The sequence below is a fragment of the Nonlabens ulvanivorans genome (assembly GCF_000732625.1).
In the GTDB taxonomy this organism is placed as follows: Bacteria; Bacteroidota; Bacteroidia; order Flavobacteriales; family Flavobacteriaceae; genus Nonlabens; species Nonlabens ulvanivorans.
The window spans coordinates 238980-262353 of the sequence record NZ_JPJI01000026.1; the positions used below are offsets into that span (position 1 = coordinate 238980).

At 35.4% G+C, this 23374-nt stretch carries 14 protein-coding genes; 5 read left to right on the forward strand and 9 right to left on the reverse strand.

Going from position 1 to position 23374, the window contains the following annotated elements:
- Positions 1 to 8: 8 nt before the first annotated feature.
- The 4 genes from IL45_RS04915 to IL45_RS04930 are packed head-to-tail and all read left to right on the forward strand — an operon-like array spanning position 9 to position 12170.
- The gene (locus IL45_RS04915; RefSeq protein WP_036581028.1) at positions 9 to 6521 is read left to right on the forward strand and encodes a hypothetical protein; all 6513 of its coding nucleotides are present in this window, start codon (positions 9 to 11) and stop codon (positions 6519 to 6521) included.
- Between the two features lie 9 nt (positions 6522 to 6530).
- A complete protein-coding gene (locus IL45_RS04920; RefSeq protein WP_036581031.1) occupies positions 6531 to 8600 on the forward strand; it encodes a fibronectin type III domain-containing protein in 2070 nt (689 codons plus the stop codon).
- A gap of 17 nt (positions 8601 to 8617) precedes the next feature.
- Complete coding sequence (locus IL45_RS14720) at positions 8618 to 11446, forward strand: sensor histidine kinase (protein ID WP_051788655.1); 2829 nt, start codon at positions 8618 to 8620, stop codon at positions 11444 to 11446.
- A complete protein-coding gene (locus tag IL45_RS04930) occupies positions 11433 to 12170 on the forward strand; it encodes a LytR/AlgR family response regulator transcription factor (protein WP_036581033.1) in 738 nt (245 codons plus the stop codon). The genes IL45_RS14720 and IL45_RS04930 overlap by 14 nt, the downstream gene beginning before the upstream one ends.
- Positions 12171 to 12196: 26 nt before the next feature.
- On the opposite strand, the gene IL45_RS04935 is transcribed toward IL45_RS04930, so the two are convergent.
- The 8 genes from IL45_RS04935 to IL45_RS04970 all read right to left on the reverse strand — a co-directional run bounded on the left by IL45_RS04935 (position 12197) and on the right by IL45_RS04970 (position 21051).
- The gene (locus IL45_RS04935) at positions 12197 to 13183 is read right to left on the reverse strand and encodes a YihY/virulence factor BrkB family protein (protein ID WP_036581034.1); all 987 of its coding nucleotides are present in this window, start codon (positions 13181 to 13183) and stop codon (positions 12197 to 12199) included.
- Between the two features lie 85 nt (positions 13184 to 13268).
- Positions 13269 to 14111: a 5-oxoprolinase subunit C family protein gene (locus IL45_RS04940; RefSeq protein ID WP_036581035.1), complete on the reverse strand. Its 843-nt coding sequence runs from the start codon at positions 14109 to 14111 to the stop codon at positions 13269 to 13271.
- Positions 14104 to 14811: a 5-oxoprolinase subunit B family protein gene (locus IL45_RS04945; RefSeq protein WP_051788656.1), complete on the reverse strand. Its 708-nt coding sequence runs from the start codon at positions 14809 to 14811 to the stop codon at positions 14104 to 14106. The genes IL45_RS04940 and IL45_RS04945 overlap by 8 nt, the downstream gene beginning before the upstream one ends.
- On the reverse strand, positions 14804 to 15553 hold the full coding sequence (locus IL45_RS04950; protein ID WP_146128656.1) for a LamB/YcsF family protein: 750 nt from the start codon (positions 15551 to 15553) through the stop codon (positions 14804 to 14806). Before IL45_RS04950 ends, IL45_RS04945 begins: the two co-directional genes overlap by 8 nt.
- Positions 15540 to 16736, reverse strand: coding sequence for an Nramp family divalent metal transporter (locus IL45_RS04955; RefSeq protein ID WP_036581042.1), 1197 nt, complete (start codon positions 16734 to 16736; stop codon positions 15540 to 15542). The genes IL45_RS04950 and IL45_RS04955 overlap by 14 nt, the downstream gene beginning before the upstream one ends.
- Positions 16717 to 17835 (reverse strand): DUF2891 domain-containing protein, encoded by a 1119-nt coding sequence (locus IL45_RS04960; RefSeq protein ID WP_036581045.1) that lies wholly within the window; start codon positions 17833 to 17835, stop codon positions 16717 to 16719. The genes IL45_RS04955 and IL45_RS04960 overlap by 20 nt, the downstream gene beginning before the upstream one ends.
- Before the next feature lie 94 nt (positions 17836 to 17929).
- The gene (locus tag IL45_RS04965; protein WP_036581047.1) at positions 17930 to 19282 is read right to left on the reverse strand and encodes a TrkH family potassium uptake protein; all 1353 of its coding nucleotides are present in this window, start codon (positions 19280 to 19282) and stop codon (positions 17930 to 17932) included.
- A 101-nt stretch (positions 19283 to 19383) separates the two neighbouring features.
- Positions 19384 to 21051 (reverse strand): alpha-amylase family glycosyl hydrolase, encoded by a 1668-nt coding sequence (locus tag IL45_RS04970; RefSeq protein ID WP_036581050.1) that lies wholly within the window; start codon positions 21049 to 21051, stop codon positions 19384 to 19386.
- A 133-nt stretch (positions 21052 to 21184) separates the two neighbouring features.
- On the opposite strand from IL45_RS04970, the gene IL45_RS04975 reads away from it, so the two are divergent.
- Positions 21185 to 22054, forward strand: a complete 870-nt coding sequence (locus tag IL45_RS04975) for a sterol desaturase family protein (RefSeq protein WP_036581053.1) — start codon at positions 21185 to 21187, stop codon at positions 22052 to 22054.
- 32 nt (positions 22055 to 22086) lie between these two features.
- Here the strand turns inward: IL45_RS04975 and IL45_RS04980 are convergent, their stop codons facing one another.
- Positions 22087 to 23364 carry a hypothetical protein gene (locus tag IL45_RS04980; RefSeq protein WP_146128657.1) on the reverse strand — a complete coding sequence of 426 codons (1278 nt, stop codon included), beginning with the start codon at positions 23362 to 23364 and terminating at the stop codon, positions 22087 to 22089.
- Positions 23365 to 23374: the final 10 nt, after the last annotated feature.

Below are 23374 nucleotides of genomic sequence, written 5' to 3' on the forward strand. Positions count from 1 at the left end.
ACTGGATTATGAAAAAGATATTATTAATATTAGTTTTCGCATGCTGTTGTCAATGGGCTCAAGCACAATTACAAGCCACACTTAATGTAGATTCAAATCCTACTCCAGAATTAAGTGAATGGGTAAATCGTAATAATCTCGCCATTTTAACGGTGACTAATCCAGTTGCTGGTCTGACTATCGATTACCAAATTAAAGTTAGTCTACTATTAGATGGTGATGTAAAATTAACTACCGATAGATCTGTACCATATATGACGGCTGATCTAGGTACAGAAACATTTCTTGCAGATGAGTTGATCCCATATACTGCGGTACAGTTTATAGATGCTAAGTTTAAAGATAAAGTGTCTCGCACTGGTATGTTACCACCTGGCTCCTACAGTTTTTGTGTAGAGTTATTAGATCAAGAAGGTCGCAGTTTAACGCAACCAGAACAAATCTGTAGACCTATGATCATTACAGATTATCAAATGCCAGAACTACTTTCACCTGTAGATGATAAAGTAATCGATCCTTTATTGATTAACAGTCTCATGTTTCAATGGACACCACTAGTTCCTGTACCAGATGCCATGACTGGTATCACTTACCTAATTGCCGTAAGTGAAGTGCAGCCTGGACAAACGCCTAGTCAAGCATTCAGTGTGAATTACCCGATTATAGAAGAAGAAGTAACCATCGGGACGCAATTCATATGGCCACTAGATATCCCAGCACCAGATGAGGATCAACAATATGTTTGGGGAATTAAACCTATGACTAGAGAAGGTAATACTTATCGAGAAAAAAACAATGGTTTTGTAGATTATGGAGTGTTTACCGTACGCGGCAATAATAAAAGCGGTGATGAAAAAAGTAATAACAATGATTTTACAAGCAATAATAAAGATCAACGTAGCAATGACGATTTAAGTGGCGATAATAAAAATCCTAAAGTTCCTATTCCTTGGGAATGTGAACCAAATCCATTCACAGATGGCAATGACTTATTTTTCTCTTTTGACAATAAAGATAATGGTGCTGATATAGAGTTAAAAGGATTAATGCAAGTTCAAAATCAATTTTTATCACAATATCCTGGTGCTATTTCTCTAAGTCAGCATCAATTAATTACTTACATCGATTGGGGTTGTGACGCCCATAATATGGAAATGATAGCTCCTAATACATCAAGTGTAAGGCATGATTATAACAATAACGATCATCAACGGACTCCTGAACGCCATGATATCTCTACACCTGATGAGGTAACAGTTCATTTTAAATTAATTAATAAACAAACTGGAGAAAGCTGTGAAGTTCAAGTATCTAAAAAATTAACTGGTTGTGATTTCCCTTCACAAGATGATTTTGAAGACGCTTTAGAATTTGTTATGGATCCAGATGAAGAAAATTATCCTCTTAACCTATATCTAGATGGAATTAGCGATTTTACAGAACAATTAGATAGCTATGTATATGATTCCAGAAACACTAATAAAAGACCGAATATAGAATTATTTATAAGCTATGACAGTGAGCATGAAGAAGAACCTATTATAGATGGCAGCCCTAGATACAATGGAGCGGTATCTCCTTATCCATATGGTGATGATGGATCTATGCAATTCTTATCTCATAATTACTCTTTAGACTGCATGGACGGACCTGATATTCCAACGGAGATATGTCTGACCTATGTAACAGAACGTAAGATAGATGGCGAAAAAATTATTTGTCAGAAAACCTATTGTATACCATTACCTGATGAGACCATCGAGGCTTTAATTGACTTATATACTAAAAATGAAGATGCTGCTGACACAAATGACAAAGCTGGTGAAGAAGAATGTGATTGTCTAGATAAAAGCAGTGTGACTATTCCAGATCTTACCATGGACTATACCGCAAATGGAGCTGGCACAGAACATACACTCACTATTCCTGGTTCACCAGCAGTTCTACAATCCATTATAGATTGTATGGCTACAAATGAACAATTTGAAGGTATGGAAAATATGGATGGGCATCAGGAATATAATTATCAAGAACATTTTTTTACAGGAACAGTAACACATGAATGGCATATACCAGATGCTATAAATGACCCTAGTAACACACATATGTTTACCGTTCTAGAGGACACAGATCAACCACTAGCAGAATTTGTGACCGTAACTTTTCATATTATAAATGATAATGCTGGGATAGATTGTTATTTCACACAAGACGTGCCTGTACCACATGATGCATATAACGCGATAAACGGGACAGAAGAATGTGAATGTGATGATGACACAACGCTTACTGAGCCAGCACTTACCTTATTAAGACCAGATGTTGTCGAGGAACCTCGAGAAATTTTATTCGGCGGAATTACGGCTTATAGAGATTACTTATTAAATTGTAATAGTAATTACAGCCTTTCTACTCACTCTATGGAAGTCAACATTAATTGGGACGATGACCATGACGAAGAGTCTATAGTAAATGCTGGACCTTTTACACATGCTTATGATACAGAAAATCATCAAATTCCATCTGAAATATGTGTAACCTTTACCATAACGCCTTTATTCCCTTCAAGCGATGGTCAAGCGTGTGAGGTAACTAAGTGTTTACCGGTGCCTGTAGAATGGTTAGCATTAAATACTGCAGCTGAAGGAGATGGAGACATCGCTGATGGAGATAGCATTTTTGCAGGTGAACATGTGGATGGACAAGGTGAGTTTGAAATAGTCATAGACAGCATCTCAGGAGATGGCCCATATTCTGGAACTGGAATCACACATATCCCATGGTTACTCGCAAACGTGGCTGTAGAATTCACCGATATTACCGTAGACGCAGATGCAAATCTTGTTTCTGGAGAAATCACAGTAATAGTAGCCGATACAGCGCCTGCTTATCCTTATGGATGTGTAGGAATGGGACACGATAATGCCGATGATATTCAAGATTGGTTAACCACAGATGGAGCTATCGTTGAGTACACACCTGCACTACCCTTTCTTGCACCTTTAGAAGCTCCATTTGGAATTGAATTTCCTGGTGGTGATATTATCGCAGTAAGTTCTATGGTTTTTAAACCTGCAAAATCAGAGTTTAATTTACTAGTCATCAAACAATTTGAGCCAGACGTGAATCCAGATCAAGTATTAGGATTTAAAGCCTGTGATACAGACTTTCATCTAGCAGCACCTGTATGGCCACCAGAAAGACTAGAACTACTTGAAGATATTACTATAGGAAACGTCAATAATAAAATCACCTTCACATTTAAAGCTCCAGTACCAGGAACTAGTCCTGGTTGTTTTATAGAATGGGGCAGTTCAGGAATTACTAACTATGCTGTTGAACTGGATGTAGATTTTACTAGAGAATGGTTAATTCCTGTAGATGAAATTGATGGAACAGAAAAATCAACAGCAAACCTGGTAGGCGCAGGAACTGCATGGGAAGGAATAGTACTTACTGGTAATCTTGAAGAATCTATATTATCTGCTACAATACCCGACCCAGATAATGGTACACCTACAGATTCTGGAGCACATGACTTTATTATTCTTGCCGACGAGATTGCCATGGATATGTCTGATACCATGAACACGCCTGGAATGTCCTTTCCTCCAATTTACACTGGTGAAACTACCAATCTTTTTAGAGGTTTTTATATGGATGAATTAACGGTAAAATTCTCTCCTAATAAAATGAATACACCAAGTGGTGGTCCTATAGAAGTGAGCATTAATGACATGATCATAGATGATACTGGAATCACACTAACTGCTGAGGTAGAAAATCTCATCGCTTTCGGCGGTGCGGAAGTTGGTGATATGGTTGCTAGTGTAGATCGTATTTATCTAGAAATACTATCTAGCAATTTTGTAGAAGCTGGCGTTGAAGGTCGTATCGCTATACCAGTAAATGAAGGAAATGGAATTGATAACTCACTTGCCTATACTGCTTTGTTTAATAACCCGTTAGATCCAGCGTTGAATAACAATTTTCAAATAATTCTAGAACCAGATCAACCTATACAGAATGATCTTTTCGGTGGTGGACAATTTACTCTTGATGAGACTTCAAACTTATCAGGTTACTTTGATAAAGATAAAAGAACCTTTACCATGGATCTTAATGGTGATTTTGCGTGGGAAGATGCTACCGTAGGGCCTGTAGATCAAATCAACATGGCATTAGGATTTGAAGGGTTAGGATTTGATTATGACAGCAGTTTATCCAGCAATAAATTATCCTTTGATGCAGGAAACTGGGCTTTTGCAAGTCCACAAAAGAAAGCTGCAAATTTCCCTGTGACGATTGAAGAAATTAAATTCAATCAAATGACTACTACTGGCAATCAATTAATGCGCGGTAAATTAAATTTTGATTTGATTTTCAATCTCTCAAAGAAAATAGGAGGACGATCAACATTAGGAATAGAAGGAGCCATTACAGATACTAAATCTAGTGGTGGGAAAACTTTTGATCCAGAATTATTAGGTGTAGTCATAGATGAAATTCATGTCTCTGCAGATTTAGCAGCCGTGAAAATAGATGGAATGATTGCTTTTAGGACTAATGATCCTGTATATGGAAATGGGTTTCTAGGAACGCTAGAGGCCGAGTTTAAAGCTGGTGGTATTAAAGTGAGTGCACTGGCAGAGTTCGGAAATACCACTTACAACCACACTAGTCCTTACCGATACTGGCGTGTTGAAGCTGCAGCAACTTTCCCTGCTCCAGGAATTACATTTTTACCAGGAATTGCCTTTAGAGGTTTTGGCGGTGGAGCTTTTCAAAATATGATTGCGACGCCTGATGGAAGTGATTTTATATTCACACCAGAGTATGATCAACTAGGTTTCAGAGCAAATGCAGTTATCGCAACGACTCCTAAAGAAGAGACTTTTAACGCAGACGTAGGACTACTGGCTGCATTTTCTGGTAGTGGCGGTATGACCAATATTGCTTTTACCGGAGACTTCTTTGTAGGAGCAAAAATTGTAGATCGCAGCAAAGCCAAAATAGATGGTGCCGTAGGTGTTAGTTACAATTTTCCAAACAAGAAATTTATTTTAACCGCAGCTGTAAATATAAATGCACCACCTATCACGACTCCATCACCTATGAACTTGATTCTTGATATTGATGGAAAGAAGAATGAATGGTTCTTCAAATTTGGAGAACCCGATTATTTAAATACCGTTAATATAAGTGGAGTTTCCTTATATGAATATCTCATGTTTGGAAATAAAATCCCATTTCCAGGTGGATTTACGACGAGATTCAAGAATAACTATTACAGTGCCGTAGGGAACTATCCTTATGCAGGAACCACTGGTTCTGGTGGTGTAGGCAGTAATACAGAGCAAGGAAAAGGATTTGCCATGGGAATAGGTTTTATGTTTGATAAAAGTGGAGAATATAAAGTCACAAAATTCAATAGCGGAGAAAAAAAACATGTCTTAGGATGGGATCTAGCCGCTGGAGCAGAACTACATCTCTCTTACATGCAGTATGTAGGTAGTTGTGGAGGATACACTCCATTAGGTATCAACGGTTATAGAGCAAAAGGTGGATTAGGAATGTACGGTACTGCTGGTGCTAGAGTAACAAGATATAAAAAGAACGGAAGTACAAAATGGAATATTAACATCGCATCTATAAAAGCTGGCGCCTGGATAACGGGAGAATTTCCAAAACCAGTCTATGCCGCTGGTGCGGTAGAAGGTGAAGTAGGTCTTTTTGATGATCTTATTTCATTTGACTTTTATCAAGCTTTTGAATACGGAACTTATTGTAACAATGGTAGTGCGAGTTCTGGTGCGCCAGTGACACAAGGAGATGCCGCTGCAGAACAGCAAAATGCATTAATTACTTATGTAAAAGCCAGTCCTGGTGCTAATTTCCCTTTACAGCAGCCTGTTATTGCAAAATTTGGTTTAACTCCAGACGTTGCGTTTGATGTCAGCGAGCAACAATCAAACGGTACCGTAGAAATGCGTACTTTCAAAATGGTAAAAACTCAATCATTTAAAATTGAAAATGAAACGACAGGAGCTTGGGAATTTGTAAACTTAGCACAAAAACAAAATAACCTCGGTGAATACTTATATATTAAACAAGCAAGTACAATGACAGCTACTATAGCTGCAGTAGCTATGCCACCTGCACCTAGTTTTGGGCTTTTAGGAATTGCCCCAGCAGCTTCAGTATATACTTCTTCACCTGCAATGGGAATATCTGGCTTATCTACTACAACCGCAGTTGCTGGACCTAGTTCTCTTACCTCATTTCCGGTAACACCTAGCAGTGATTATGACGACTTACCACCAGATCCAGATCCTGTAATTAATGATTTACTGTACAATCGCAGATATAAATTTACGGTAACAGCAACATTAAAAGAGTACGTAGGAAACAGTTGGGTTACCGCTGTTAAAAACGATGGAACTCCGGTTACCCAAACAATCACTAAAACATTTAGTACGGGACCGGTGGTCGCAGTAGCAGCTAGTACTTCAACATTTTAAATAAAGGACATGAAAAAATATCTATCAATCATATTTATCAGCTTTTTATTTTTGTTTTCCGCTTTCGCGAAAGCGCAACAAGAACCGACTACCGTAATAAAAACCAAAGGACGGTATATCAATAATACCGTTGAGTTAAGATTTTTTCCTGACAGAAAAAGTACCATGAAACTTGCATTTAAATCTGGTTTTATAATTGAGCGAGCAAACGGTAGCGCAGGAAATTTTATAGAAATAGGTCGTACTACACCATATAGTGAAGCGCAGTGGCTAGAAGTCATGAACGCTGCTCCAAATGAAGATAAAATGAACGAAATAGAACTTGCTATGGATTTTTATCTAGATGTACTTGAGGATAATGGTGGTACGATGAGTTTTAACGACGGAATAGGCGAACTTAAGAATCAAAAAGCAGCTGAAGATTTTCAACTAATGATCTCTTTACTTACCGCTATAAAAAATGCCGAAGCTGCAAAAGGATTAGGGTTTTCTTATGTGGACCAGACTGTAGAGAATGGAGTTGATTACACTTATAGAGTTAAACTAGTTGCACCATCAACAATTTATAAAATAGAATCTATTCCATTCAGTATAAAAGCAATTAATAATTCAGATGCCCTTAAAAATAAAGTTTACATAAAAACAGGTGATACAGAACTAGGGTTTGTCTGGAATGAACATCCTGACTTGAGCGGTGTCGATGTAGAACGTACTATTAATGGTAAGAACGTTAAACTTAACAAGGCTCCTATTTATGCCATAAGAGGTAGCGACTATGACGGCCCTAAACGTACTGGATTTGATGAAGACAGTTTAGTTAACTATCAAAAATATACGTATCGTTTCTATGCTCAAACTCTCTTTGGAGAACGAGTACAGTTTGCAGAAGTAACAGGAATGCCTCGCGATAGAAAGCCACCACAGCAACCTTTTTTAAAGCAACCACAGCATGCTCAACCTGATGAGGTACATATCGAGTGGGAAATGCAAGCACCTATTGCTGGAGATTTTAAAGGTTTTGCCATATCAAGATCTGAAGAAAACAACGGTACATTTACCTTACTGCACGATAAATTATTACCGCAAACAGCTCGTAAATTTATAGACAAATCATTCTTGATGGATAAAACTAATTACTATCTCGTACAGGCAGTTGATACCGCAAATAATGTAAGTTCATCTTTTCCTGTAGCGGTAACACTAATTGATAGTATTCCACCTAGTAAACCTATATTTATTAAAGGTAAAATAGATTCCACTGGTGTCGTTACTGTTGATATTAAGAAAAACCCAGAGGCGGATTTAATGGGATATAGATTATATAGATCTAACGCTGCAGAGCATGAATTTTCTGCAATTAAAGAAGGTTTTCTATCTATTGATAGTATGGGTAGAGATGTAAAAACCGTATATAAAGATACCGTTACTTTAAAGTCTTTAACTCCTTATATATATTATAGAGTTGAAGCTCTTGATTTTAATCACAACACATCCGAATTTTCAGAAATTTTGAAAGTCAAAAGACCAGATAAAATTGCTCCTACCACTCCAGTATTTAAAAAAATAAAATCTACTGAAGATGTTATCGAATTACAGTTTGCCTTGAGTAAAAGTATAGACGTAAAAGAACAAATCCTCTATCGTAAAACAGACCTTAAAGCACCATGGGAAAAATATCAAGTTTTAAAAAATGACCAACTTACCTTCATAGATAAAAATGTAAAAAAAGGAACGATTTATTATTATAGTATGAGAGCAATCGATGAAAGTGAAAATGCATCAGAATATGCAGTTCCGGTACAAGGTAAAACCTATAAGACTGGTGTTAGACCACCTGTAGAAGATTTAAGAATTACTACTAAAAATGGTGAGGTCACTCTAGTTTGGAGTTATAAAGACTTAAATAAAGAAACCTATTTTGTGATTTACAAGAAAAATAAAGATGGTCAGTTTGTGAGACACGGTAGGTCGTTAAAATTACGCTTCAGCGAAAGCGAAAAAAACAAAAGCACCTATGCTGTTAAAGTATTTACAACTGACGGTGGGCAATCTAAATTAAGTAAAGAAGTAAGTATTTAATAGTATTTTTATACAGAATGATAAAGTCGTGGATTCTAGTTACTTTTTTTATCGCCTTTAACTGGAGCGCTGCACAATCTTATACCAATTATTCTGAAAAAGATGGTTTACCTAGTAATCATATTTACAAAATCACACAAGATTCAAATGGCTTTATATGGATTGCTACTGATGAAGGTCTCGTAAAATATAATGGCACTGACTTCAAAGTTTTCACTACTCAAGAAGGCCTGCCTACTAATGATATATGGAATGTGTTCCCTGCTACCGATGGGAAGTTATGGTATATCGCAAAAAGTACAAGTATGGGATACATTCTCGATAACGTGGTCCATAATTTTGTAAATAAAGAGGCGAATGTAAGTATTGATCCCATCTATAGTGGATTTACCGGTGATTCTTTAATACTATCGGGAACCTTTAGATCTCATAAACTTAATTCAGATTTCAAATGGGAGGAAATCGACTACAATTTTTATAAGGATTTTTCAAATGTATCTTATTTATCCCATAAAAAATATAAAGGTATTGTACGAAGCGTGTTAGATCATGATAGGCTTAATTTAGTGACTAGAGATAATAATTTACACCCATTACAGGATTCATTATTTACATTTAACAGCCATTCTAGAGGGCAACTAACAGATTCACTTTATGTAGGTAACTCCAACGATTCTTATGGCTTTATAAATTTTAATAATTTAGAAACAAAGAGATATACCTATGAAAGTGAATTAAACGTGCCATTTTTAAAATATTCTCGTTTACATCTAGCAAACAACAATATACAGCTAACTGGTGAGCACGTTGTTGCAATGCTTGATGATTCATTAAAAGCCAAAGAGGTTGTTCACATTCCTATTGAATTGAAATCGCATTACTCCTTCATTGATAAAGAAAATACTGTATGGATTGCTACATTTTCAAATGGTATTTATAAATACTCTTTAAATGAACGACTCATAAAAAAAGAGCTGAGTCATTTTAAAATAAGTGACATTAAACGAGTCAATGAAAAAATAATTGCTTTTGTGAGTGGTAAGGGATTTTATGAATTAAATGAGAAAACCAATACTTTTCAACCTTACATAGATAGTAATGATTTTTTATATGACGCCGAATATATAAAGGAAACAAACACTTCTCATTTCATAACAAAGAAGAATATATTTTCAATCACAAAAAATGATTCTCTCAATCTGAAATTTGACGTGGATAATGAGAGAGCAAGATCAATGACCTTTTATAAAGGGTTCATTTATGGTCATTATACAGTAGGTATAAATAAAATAGCTCCATATAGCTTAGAAAAAATTAAACCCTATAGTTTAAGCGGTGTGAGATGCTCAACAACCATGGATGACCGATTAATTTTTGGAGGATCTAATGGACTGTACGAGTTAGTAAATGATAAAATTATTGGAATTGAGTCTTTAACTAATTTTAAAAAACCTGTAATTGATATCGCTCGCGTTAATGATAAAACTTTGATCGTTTCTACTAGTGGATATGGTGTATATCAAACTGATTTAAACACTATAGAACTTTTAGAAGGCAGCGAATTTTTAAAATCTAACAATCCATGTATTGTAAAAAATGAACTTTACATACCTACTAATAAAGGAATTTATAATTATAAATACTTAAATGGAAAATTTCGATTTAAGCAATTGTGGAATAATAGAAATGGATTATCTACTAATAAAATAAATGGAATTGAGAAAGTCAATAATGAGTTATTAGTTGCTACTAATCAAGGTATCATCCACTACCCTATAGATTATATTTCTTCTCAAAGCTTATTAGATATCTATGTGGACAAAGCTCTATATGCAAACCATAATTTGAAACTTAATAACAACACAACTTATATTCCAGATAGTGATCTTCAACTCGTCATTAATAATATTGATTATAGAGTAAATAAGAAAATGTACTATGAGTTCAGGTTATTACCTACACAAAAAAAATGGACCGTTGCAAATTCTTCTAACCTGACCTTCTCTGATTTAAGCCCAGGCGAGTATAATTTAGAACTGCGCAGTGGAGGAATTAATAAGAGTTTTAAGTTTCAACTAGAACCGCGCTGGTATCAAAGCTGGTGGTTCTATTTAATTACCCTATTAACTGTAGTGACTCTTATCATATTAGTAACAAAAGCTTTAACTAAAAGATCCGAAGAAAAAAAGAATAAAGATTTATTACAAGCACAAAAATTATCAGAATTACAACTTAAGGCATTGCGCTCTCAAATGAATCCACACTTTGTCTTCAATTCTCTAACAGCCATTCAGTATTACATTAATGAAAACGATTTTGAAACTTCAGATCGATATCTTGTAAAGTTTTCAAGGCTCATAAGAGAATTTTTTGAGCTCAGCAAAGAACAACATATCACTATAAAAAGAGAAATTGAGTTATTAAAAAACTACTTAGATTTAGAATCTCTACGTTTTAATAAAAAACTTCATTATCAAATTGAGGTAGATCCAACTTTAAATTTAAACGATTTCATTCCTAGTATGTTATTACAGCCCATTGTTGAAAACGCTGTTAATCATGGCATTTTTAATAAATCAGTAACTGGATTGATCATTGTTAAATTTGTAAAGCTGGATGAAAAACAAATACAAATTCATATCATTGATGATGGTGTAGGGTTTAAATTTAAGAAGGATGATGTTAGGTATAAATCATCATCTGTTTTAGAAGATCGTTTGAGATACTTAAAAGCTTCTGGTTTATGGGAAATAGAATTAAAAAGAGGACCAGCATCAAGCGATATTGAATATCCTGGACATGAAGTGATTTTTAATCTAAAAAAATTAAGTAATGAAAACCTATAAAGCTATACTGGTAGATGACGAGCACTCTGCTTTACAAAATCTTAAAAAGAAGATTGAAAAAGTATGCCCTAACGTTTATGTGATCGCAACATTTCAGGATCCCAAGATGGCATTAGATTACATCAATTCACATGCTACAGACATTTTGTTTTTAGACATTCAAATGCCTGGCCTTAATGGGTTTGAATTATTAAATAGTATTAATGAATTAAAATCTCAAGTCATTTTCTCGACCGCTTATGGAGAATATGCTTTAGAAGCTATCAAAAAAAATGCTGTTGATTATATACTTAAGCCTGTTGATAACACAGAGCTCAAAGAGGCATTAGAAAAAGCAATTTTTAATATAGAAAAAGAGAACGCAGATCAAAATTCAAATCTTGTAGAGTTGCTCAATAAGATAATCGATCGTGATCATAAACTAAAAGTTCCAACCCAAAAAGGTATCTCATTCATTCCGCAAGAAGAAATTATACATCTAGAAGGTTATGAAGGTTATACAAAAATACATCTAGCAGATGGTAAAACTCTTACCAGTTCCTATAGCTTAGGTAGATTTAACGACTACCTAGACGACTATTTTTTTAAGTGTCATAAGTCTCACATAGTAAATATAAAAGCTGTAAGAGCCTTTGAAAACGAAGGTTATGTTGTGATCGGCGATGAATACCGTGTACCAATAACTAAGACATACAAACAGGCTTTTCTCGAGTTATTCAGTTAGGTTCATTACGCTTTCGCGGAAGCGAACTAGCGATCCACAATAGGATTATCATCTGAATTTATCAATTCTTCAATTTCTTTCTCGGTTACATCTGCTCCTTTATCTGTGATGATAAGCTCTTCTCTATACTTTAAGGATTTTGAACTCGGTGAGATTCCATTACCATAACGAGAAGCATAAATTTTAATAAATTCAGCCCCATAGAAAAGAATCAGTGATGAATAAGACACCCATAAAAGTAATAATACAATAAGACCTGCTGCACCATAGGCACTAGCTGGCGATGATTGCGTGAAATAAATTTCTAATAAAAATTTCCCAGTTTCAAATAAGATACCTGTTAACAAAGCTCCAGGCCATACCATTTGCCATTGAAGTCTTGCATCTGGCAAGTATCTAAACATTAAACCGAATAAAAACGAAATGATTGCCAGTGAAACGATATAATTAACAATTAAGGCTAGTTGCCCTAAATAATCTGCAATATGAACTTGAATCCAGTCCTGTAAGACACCGATGACTGCAGATAGAATGAAACTTATTAAAATTAAAAACCCAAGAACGAGAATAAACCCAAAACTCTTTACGCGATCCGTAATGATTTTCCACCACGGTGTTTTAGGATTAATTTTGAGCTTCCATATTTTATTTAAAGAAAGTTGTAGCTGATAAAAGACACCTGTTGCAGCAAAAACTAATGTCGATATCCCTACAATTTTTGCAAACCAACTGTCTGAATCTCGGCTTGCCGCTTGTAAAATTCCATTGATACTTTCGGCACTATCATACCCAATTAATGATGTAAGGCTAGAGGTTAATCTACCTGTGGCAATTTCAGTATCCCATACCGCTCCCACGATGTTAATCATAATGACTAGCAATCCTGGTAGTGCTAGTATTGTATAATAAGCAACACTAGCACTTAATTGCCACACATCATCATCGTTCCATTTTTTTGCACTTTCCCATAAAATGGACGGCAAATGAAGCCATTTAAATTTTTGCTGAGACATTGTTTCTTTTAAGCATGTTACTACGAATTAAAGAAGTAATCTTAAGTATTCCAATAGCATTAGATATAGTTTAACTTAAAATCTATTAATTCTTAATTATAAAATCAACGGCTTCTCCTACTCTTTTTTGACTAATGATATTCACAGCTTCTTCAGTAAGTTGTAGAACTCTAGGATAACCACCTGTAGTTTGTGCATCTCTCATTAAAACAATTAATTTACCGTCTGGTGTTAACTGAATCGTGCCTGGCAATACTGGACTACTTTTAATAGCTGATAGAGTATGAACCAAAGTCTCTTCTAATTGAAACGCCATACGATTCCATAGTTTTGAAATGGTAAAAGAGGTACCTAGTAATTGTTCTTGTTGTTTTCTAGAAAGTAAATAAAACTCTGGACCTACATATGCCTTTAAACTTGAATTCCATTTGGATTCCATGTCATTGAATTTATCTGTTGAGACAACACCACCGCTATCATATAAAAGATGATCGCCTTTTTTGAGAAATGAGCTATCTAAAATACCTGTATAATATGAACGACTACCTAGAGATACTTCGGTCTGAAATCCATTTTTGATACCTAAATAAATAAAATTACCATCCATTGCAGCACCTATTTGAAGTACATCTCCTGTTTTTACAGCTATAACACATGGACTTTCATATCCCAAGTGTTGAAGCATTATCTTGCAATGAGCACCAGTGATTGCTATTTGGGTAGGTTCTGAAAAGATAATCTCTACACCTGATAAAGTCATTTCAATTACCGCATCACTCTCCTGATTATTTAATAATTGGTTTGCGAGACGCGAGCTATCTTGATCCATAGCACCACTATGTGGCACACCATATGCTCTATATTCTAGTCTACCTATATCTTGAATAGTAGAATTAAATCCTGGATTAAGAATTGTAAGTCTAGCCATTTTTAAATTGATTAATGTCTAGATGACTTGTCTTCTGCTTTAAATCTGTAAAAGTTGATTTATCGACTTCATAAAATTCAACTTGATCATTGATAGATAGTAAAAAAGCTTGTTCTCGTTCTCTATTAAAAAGTGGTACAGGACAGTTCCCTAAAACATACCAGCCACCAGGACTACTTTGTGGATAGATTCCACAAATTCCTGCCGCAATAGCTACAGATCCTGTTTTAACCTGTAATGATGGTGTCACCTTACGAGGAATGGATAATGACTCGGGCAACCCATTGAGATAGGGAAATCCTGGCAAAAACCCCATAAAACTGACTGTATAAACTGCTTGTTGATGTAGACGAATTATTTCACCAACTTCTAAATCTGTATACTTTGATAATGCTCGTATATCTGCCGAAAGACAATCATAATAAACCGGTAATTTCCATTTATTAATAACACGCACTGGTGATGGAGTAATGCCTTTTAATAGCAATTTTACCTCATCGATTAAAGTACGAGTTACAGACTCTTCACGCCATAATATGAGAACAGAATTAAATCCTTGATTCAATACAACCCTATGCCTATATTGATCATTAATTAATCTCGTAATGTATGAACGATATTCCTGTACATTGGTATCTACATCGATAGTAACCAGTAGACTATTCTCATTATATTGATGATATAAAATGAAGCTATCCAATTTTAATTTGATTTAAATTCAATGCGGTAATGACCTCATTAAAATTGTGGACTATCGATAGGTTATCTCCATGTACACAATAGGTTTGGGCATTTAAGAATATTTCATGCTCATCTATGCAAATCACTTTATTTTCATGAACCATAATGGATAGTTGATTAACAAGCTTTGACACATCTTCAATAACAGCATTAGCATCATTACGAGAAACTAATTTTCCATCATTGTCATATCGTCTATCTGCAAATGCCTCTCGATCATAGGATAATCCATGATTCTTTAACTCTTGTTCTAATAGACTACCAGGTGGCACATATAATTTAACCTCAGGATATTTATCTTTAACTAATTGAATAGTCCAATTTACATAATCAGTAAGGTGTGCCGTGGCATGATATAAGGCACCATGCATTTTAATATGATTCATGGTTATTCCTAGCTCTAAAGCTACATCCTGGAATTGCTGAATTTGTTTAGATACGCTTTCGCGAAAGCGTGCTTCATCCCAATCTAATTGTGACCTACCAAAATTCTTCAAATCATCAAAAGATGGATGTGCTCCTGTTTTTACATTATATTTTTGAGCTAAAAGTAAGGTCTCTTTTATAGAATCGTAATTTCCATAATGACCACCACATGCCACATTACAAGAGCTTATAAATGGCATGACCTGTCCTTCAACATTCATTCCTTCACCTAGGTCCATATTGATATCAATCGTGACCATATTAGATGATTTCAAATACTTTTAAAAAGGTTTTTGCACCTAACATAATGGCTATTGCGATAACGATAAGAGCCATAATATTTTGCCAACTGCGATTTTGATAAGCACCTAAAAACTTCTGATTCACCAGCCAAAGTAATAGAATAGCCATAATGGGTAATAACAATCCATTTGCTATTTGAGCAAAAGTGATGATATCTAGTGGCTTTAAACCTATACTAGAAAATAGCACTCCTAGTGCTAGTATAATCATCCATACCGCTCTAAAAGACCAACTTTTCATATTACCATGCCAGCCTAAACAACCTTTTACTACATATGCAGCAGCAAGAGGCGCAGTAATCGCACTGGTAATTCCGGCTGCTAGAATACCTATAGAAAATACGTAAGTTGACGCCAAACCGAAAATCGGTTCAAGAGCTTTGGCTACATCTGCTCCTGTAGAAACTTCAGTGGATTGTAAGGCTGTTGCCGCAACAATGATAGACATAGATACTAATCCTCCTAAAATGACACTTATAACGGTATCTTTTCTAACGGCACTTAAATCTGTAGTTTCATTCCACTTCTCACTTACCAATGATGCATGTAAGAAAAGATTATAAGGCACTACGGTAGTACCTATTAAACCGACAATGGTTAACAAATTACCTTCATTAATAGAAGGAGTAAATAATCCTTTTAAAATCGAACTAAAGTCTGGTCCTATCGCTATTGCGGTTGCTATAAACGATATTCCCATGATAACGACTAGCGTGATTAACACACGTTCTAATACCTTATAATTTCCATAAATGAGTAAACAAAAAGCGATTAATCCTAGTAGTAACGGAAAATACCATTGTGTACCGAAAATGATATTTAATCCTAGCACACCACCAGAAATATTACCAGCTTCATAAGCCGCATTACCTACCGCAATGGCAGCTAGTACAAGAATAATTATAGCCACTCTAATGATTTTATTGCTAATCGTACTGTGCAATATTTCTGGTAATCCTTTACCAGTAATCAATCCTAATCGGGCGGCCATCTCTTGTAATACAATCGTCGCAAAAACAGAAAGCAGCATAGCCCAGAGCAGACTATAACCATAGTTTGCACCAGCAAGAGTACATACGGTTACCGTTCCAGGACCTATAAAAGCCGCAGCTACTAAAGTACCAGGACCTATATTTTTAAAGATCTTCTGGAACATGCGATGCATTTTGTAAAGCATAAATAGCAAAACTACCCAACCAGTGTCCACCGGCATAATCGTCTGCCACGAGATTAGGTAACGTATTGGTCAAATGTGCATCTGCAGTTTCTTGTAATGCAGCATATTGCTGTGGATACTGACTGATCAAGCCATAAAGCACCCATGCACGACTTAAGTTCAATCCATCGATATGCACTAGTTTACCATCACTACGATCTGATACACGTCCTATTTCAATATCTAAATCTCCATGTTGAATATTAGGTATAAACGCAGCAACCCATTGATGAAAATCTGCAGCTGGTATAATGCGCCTCATGATATCAATTTCTTCTAGACATGGTGATAGGAAGTCATAACCACTAGGTTCCCAAGATAATGGGCAGTCTGTATCACCAGTATAAAATTCTTTGGCTTTAGATTCAATCACATTTTTAAAATCTTGTTCACCAGCATGTGTGGCATAATCCCAGGCAAATACCATCCCAAATGCTGTGTTAGAATGCTCACCTACTCTTATGGCATAATTAAGTTTAGGTAAGTAGTCTGTATATCGCTCTATAACGACATCACTTAAAGGTTTTAGAATTTGAGCTAGTTCTTGTCCTTGAGGATCTTCCCAGGTGTCCAGCTCTTGTTGTAATTTAAGTAACCATGCCCAACCGTAAGTGCGTTCAAATGTTTTATTATTCTCCGTATTTAAGTACGCTATTTCAACCGCGATATTCTCTGTGGTAAGATTGCGTTTTATTTTTGCTAGTAATTCTTCTCTAGCTTCAAGTTTTGGAAACTGCTTAATTAAAGTCACAGCGCTCCAATAGCCGTGTACTGCACTATGCCAGTCAAAACAACCATAAAATACCGGATGCTGGTCTGTTGGTCTTTTTTGATCTTCTGGTGCTGCGGTAACATGCCCCATTTTATTAGGATACTCTGTCTCAATACAATGTAAAGGTAATGCCGCAAGATTATTGGCCTGATCTAAATGTAGTTGAGGCGTTGCAATTTCATCAACGATATCCACCTTTTGCTCTTCAACTTCATTTTTACATGCGATTAAACCCAATACTATAAGCGAATAAAAAAAATACTTCATCTTTAAATCTTAGTTAAGATTCTAAAGATAAAGCATCCTTAATGGATTATAATAATTACGCTTACGCGAAAGCGTAATTGCCAAACCTCAATTTCTAAACAGCAATATCATCTTCCATATGTCGAGGCTGCTCTTTCTGTAAGGACTTAGACCAAATAGCAAGCCCAAAAGTCAAGACTCCTAATCTACCGATAAACATAATCATGATCAGTAACATCTTACCGATACTAGATAAATCACCTGTTATTCCCATACTTAATCCTACGGTTCCTAATGCAGAGCTGACCTCAAACAAAGATTTTTCTAGACTGAAATCATCTGTAAACGTAAGTGCCAGAGTGAAAATAAAAATTAAACTAGTATAAAAGATAAAAGATGACGTCGCGATGTATAATCGTTCAAAAGGAATCTTACGGCCTAAAAAAGTTATTTCTTTTGAGCCTCTAAGTCTACTTTTCATGATAGCAAATACGGCGGATAGTGTTGTTATTTTTATTCCACCAGCAGTACCAGATGGCGAGGCACCTACATACATTAAAAATATGGTGACCAGTATGATAGGTATAGAATAGGATCCATAATCAACAGTATTAAATCCTACTGTGGTCATTGCAGACATGGTTTGAAAAAAAGCTGCATATAATCTGGCACTTCCATCCAGTACAGTGATTGTAGGCTCAAAGAAATACATGAATACAAACCCAAAACTTAACAAAAATGCAAAGCCTATAAATATGATTCGTGACGTAAAACTTAATTGATGAGAACGATCTTTAATCCATAGTACTAGATCCGTCACAACTATAAAGCCTAACGAGCCTGCGATTGCCAGAAAAGCAATAATAAAGTTTACAAAGCCATCATCTACATAGCCAGTAAATCCACTATTAAAAAGACTGAAACCTGCCGTACAGAATGCACTAACACTATGAAAAATAGAGTTCCAAATTGCTTCACCTACAGGCATACCATTATTATAAAACGCTATAAAAAATAGAATAGCACCTATGGTTTCCATAATAACTGTAAAGAGAATAACGGACTTTAAAAAATCTTTAATTTTAATGGTCACAGGTAAGGTAAACTCACAATTCAATAACTTTTTATGCCAGTGAGTAATACGTCTGGTAGTGGATAATAACATAAAAGTTGTAAAGGTTAAATATCCTATCCCACCTAATTGAAATAATGTCATGATCACCAGTTGACCAGCAATATTATAGGAATCAAATATACTTACAGTAACTAGACCTGTAGTAGACACTGCACTAGTTGCGGTAAATAAGTTATCTATAAATGCTACATCCGTTTTTTGCAACCATGGAAGAGATAGTAAAATAAATCCCGCTATGACATAAGTAAAGAAACCATAAAAGAGATTCTGCTGCGGACTTAACTTTAATTTGAACTTAGTGTATTTATTTTTCCAAATTTTAAGCTTATTCATAACAGTACCATCTATTCTTCTGACAAAATTCTGAATCAATAATGAAACAATGCGTTAATAAAATGCCATAAATTCAATAATGTGTCAATTACTAAATGCTTTTACAATGATTCAAGCAGCATGACACCGCGATTAACTTGAACGGTAACTTTTCCATCTATCACATCTAAAATTGTTCCCGTATAAGCATTACGTAATTGAGTAAGATCTTTAAAAACAAGAGTAACGTCTATAGTTATACTACCGTCTTTTAATCCTGCTCCAGCGATTATTTGATCTTTGAAACCGTTTTTATCATACCATCTAGCAAAAATGGTTCCCGGTCCATCATGTTCTAGGGAATGATGGCTGCCTGCGCCTACCGCAGGATGACTGTTACGGTACTTACCTAATTTTTGCCAGTGGCTCAATAGATCTTTATCGATAGAATCCCAGTCCATAACGGATCTTAATGTGGCATCGCCTTGAGTTCCTTCTATGATAAGAGGTCTTGCTATCTCATCACCATAATAGATTTGAGTCATTCCTGGTGAGAGTAATAACTTAGTAGCGCTCTCAAATGTACGTTCTCTAGCTGCATCAAATGGTTGACCATCATCATGACTGCTGATATAATTCATAAAAAAAGCAGGATCTTTAGGGTTTTCTAGAAGTAAGCTATCTCTAAAGCCATCATATCTTTTAAATAGCTCTTTATATGGCGCTATGGCATGTCTCTTGAAACCAAAATTAATCATCGCGTCATAGCCATAATCAAAATAGTCTACTGGGTTATCATTAAAATAATATTTTCTACCACCACTCGCCTCATAACCGTATAATTCTCCTAGAATGAAGAATGCATCGTCGTGTATTTTCTTTTCAGGATTGGCTTTCTTCCAATCTTCATAAGCTATAGTGGCTTGTTCATTAAAGACTTTCCAAACCTCTTCTTCTACGTGCTTTACCGTATCAATTCTAAATCCATCGACACCAGTTTCACGAGCATAATCAGTAACCCATTTAATAATATAGTTAACCGGTGTGCGTGGTAATTCTGTGCGATTAAAGAAGTCATCTAGCTCTTTAAGTTCTGCTTCAAGGCGGCCTTCTTGTCTCCATTTTTGAACCAAATGTTCTGGTAATTCTACTTCTTCTTTACTATCCGTTCTTATATCTGGTAGATTATCAGTTAATGTACAACTTACAGCAGTTTCTTGATCCTGATAGGTACAAGAAGGACCTGTACGTACCCAATCTGCTGGCCATACAGGATCCATATCTGTCACAGGTCCAGTATGATTTATAACCACATCTAGTAAAATCCTTATATTTTTATCATGCGCTTTTTGAACTAATGATTCAAATTCTGCCTGTGTGCCATAACTAGGTTCTACTGCAGTCCAGTCTTTTGCCCAATAGCCATGAAAGGCATAAGAATATCCAGTTCCTTCATCAACACCATCGTGAATTTGTTCCCAAATAGGTGTTAACCAAATGGCATTAACTCCTAAATCTGTAAAGTAATCATCGTCTATTTTTTCAATGATTCCGGCAAAATCTCCACCTTTAAATCCACGTAATTTACCTGTCTCTTTATTTCTGTTTATAATGGTATCGTTTGAAACATCACCGTTTTTAAAACGATCTGTCAGTAGAAAATAAACATTTGCTGCACTCCAGTCATAATGAGCCTGCTCTTTTTCTAGTGGTATGGTTTTACTTTCAACCTCAGTCTTACAGGAATAAATTACTAATATTAAAAATAGAAAGAGAATGGAGTTTTTCATGAATTTAATTTTACTTGCTCAAAAATAAAGGATAGACAGTACTTTATACTAGAATAGATTTCTAATATTGAGATAACGTTGTAGTAAGTGCAACAAGTAGTAATTTTATACATTATAAAACGACATTACATACATGCAAGATTATATCGATCTATTTATTAATTCCTTTTCTGATTATTGGAATTATCTCGTTAAAGAAATCACCACGCCATCATGGACCAACTATTTTTATTGGCTAGTGGGACTTTCATTATTAGTATTTACCTTAGAAATTATAAAGCCGTGGCGCAAGGATCAGAAGGTATTACGTCGTGATTTTTGGTTAGATCTATTTTATTTGTTTTTCAATTTCTTTTTATTCTCTTTAGTCGGTTATAACTCTATTTCAAATGTTGCCGTTGCAGCATTTAATGATGGTCTTAAAAGTATAGGAATTGAAAATCTAGTTGCCATCGAATTGGGTAGCCTTCCCGTATGGAGCCAGTTGCTTATCATGTTTATTATTGCAGATTTTATACAATGGAACATCCATCGTTTATTACATCGCGTGCCTAGGTTATGGGAGTTTCACAAGGTACACCATAGTATTAAAGAGATGGGATTTGCGGCGCAATTTAGATTTCATTTTATGGAAACTATTATTTATAAAAGTCTTCAATACATACCATTAGCTATGTTAGGCTTTGGTATTGAACAATTCTTTATAGTCCATATGCTCAGTGTCTTTATCGGACATTTAAACCATGCAAATTTGAGTTGGGATTATGGTCCTTTAAAATACATTATCAATAATCCTAAAATGCATTTATGGCATCATGCACGAGATTTACCTGCTGACCATAAGTACGGTGTAAATTATGGATTATCCTTAAGTATTTGGGATTACCTTTTTGGCACTGCTCATGTTCCTTATCACGATGCTCATCTAGAATTAGGATTTCATGGCGATGAACACTATCCGGATAGTTTTGGCGAGCAGTTGGTTGAGCCTTTTAAGAAGTAAATTGGTTTTAATTACGCTTTCGCGGAAGCGTTCTAATAATGGACAATAACTTCAAAAAAGTCATTTGAAGAAGAACCTACGATATATTCCGTCGAATTACCACCACCGTCCACAAACAACTCTACTTCAATAGCATAAGTAGTTCCTGAAGAGTTTCCCGTAAGAGGTTTATATCCTTTGCCATTCAAATACATAAATCCTGAGGCAATGCTACTGCCAGTTGCTGCAGATGTATACATTTTTGAGGTCTGACCTATAACGCGACCATCGACTTTAACTCTTATCCCATATTTTCTAGGTTTACCATCTGTTATGGCACCACCTGTATGACTTCTTACTGAAAACGATGTTTGATAAACTACTTCTAATAAACCATCATCAAACAACTGTTCTGACGTTGAATGAAGCACAACGGTACTTTCTCCTTGAGTGGCGTTACTTACCGTAACGCTAGAGGATAAATAAGCAGATTCAAATTCAAATTGTGGTAATTGAGTGATGTGCGGTGTCGCTTCTAAAATTAATTCTCCTTCTTGATTTACGTAAAGTAATGATTGATCGACACCGTTATTATTACTATGCGTCGCTCCTAGACTGTGAATACGTACATTGCTAGTTACTCCTTGTACATGCATTGAAGCTTCAATAGGTGCTGTTGAAGCTATCCCTAAACTGTTTGAACTAGCATCCATTTGTAGCACTGGCGTTGTGTTACCTTGAATAGATAAATCGATATTTTCTTGAGACGGATTTATAACTACAGCATTAGTCGCAGCTGCAGATATATAGTCTTTACCGTCAAGACCTATTCTTAAATCATTTCCCAAACTATATGCACCTATTCCCGTATTAATCATAGACCATGACGGATTAGATATCGTACCATTATTATGAGCAACTAACCGTTGGCCAATTGTAAAATGTAGGCGAGGTAAACCTGCTGTACCTATAATGAAGGAATTATTATCTGCCGTGCCTAAAAAATTAGAACTAGAAAAGTTATCATCGCCATAAGTACTCCAAAAAAAGTTATTATTAACATGACTCCAAGAGCTCCCATTCCAATAAGTAAAACCTTTACCTAAGGTAACATTAGTATTATAAAGTAATAGAGATTCTGTTTGCGAACCTACAGGCAAATTAAAACTATCAAAATCATTAATCGAGATACGTGGTAATAACAAACCTTTATCAACAGAGTAAACGTCCATCAATGTTTCTGGCTGTGGTCCACTTGTACCAAATCCTATTTGAGCTGTAGCAGATAGAAAGCTCATTGAAAACAATAAGATTGTATATATATTTTTCAAGCTCATAATA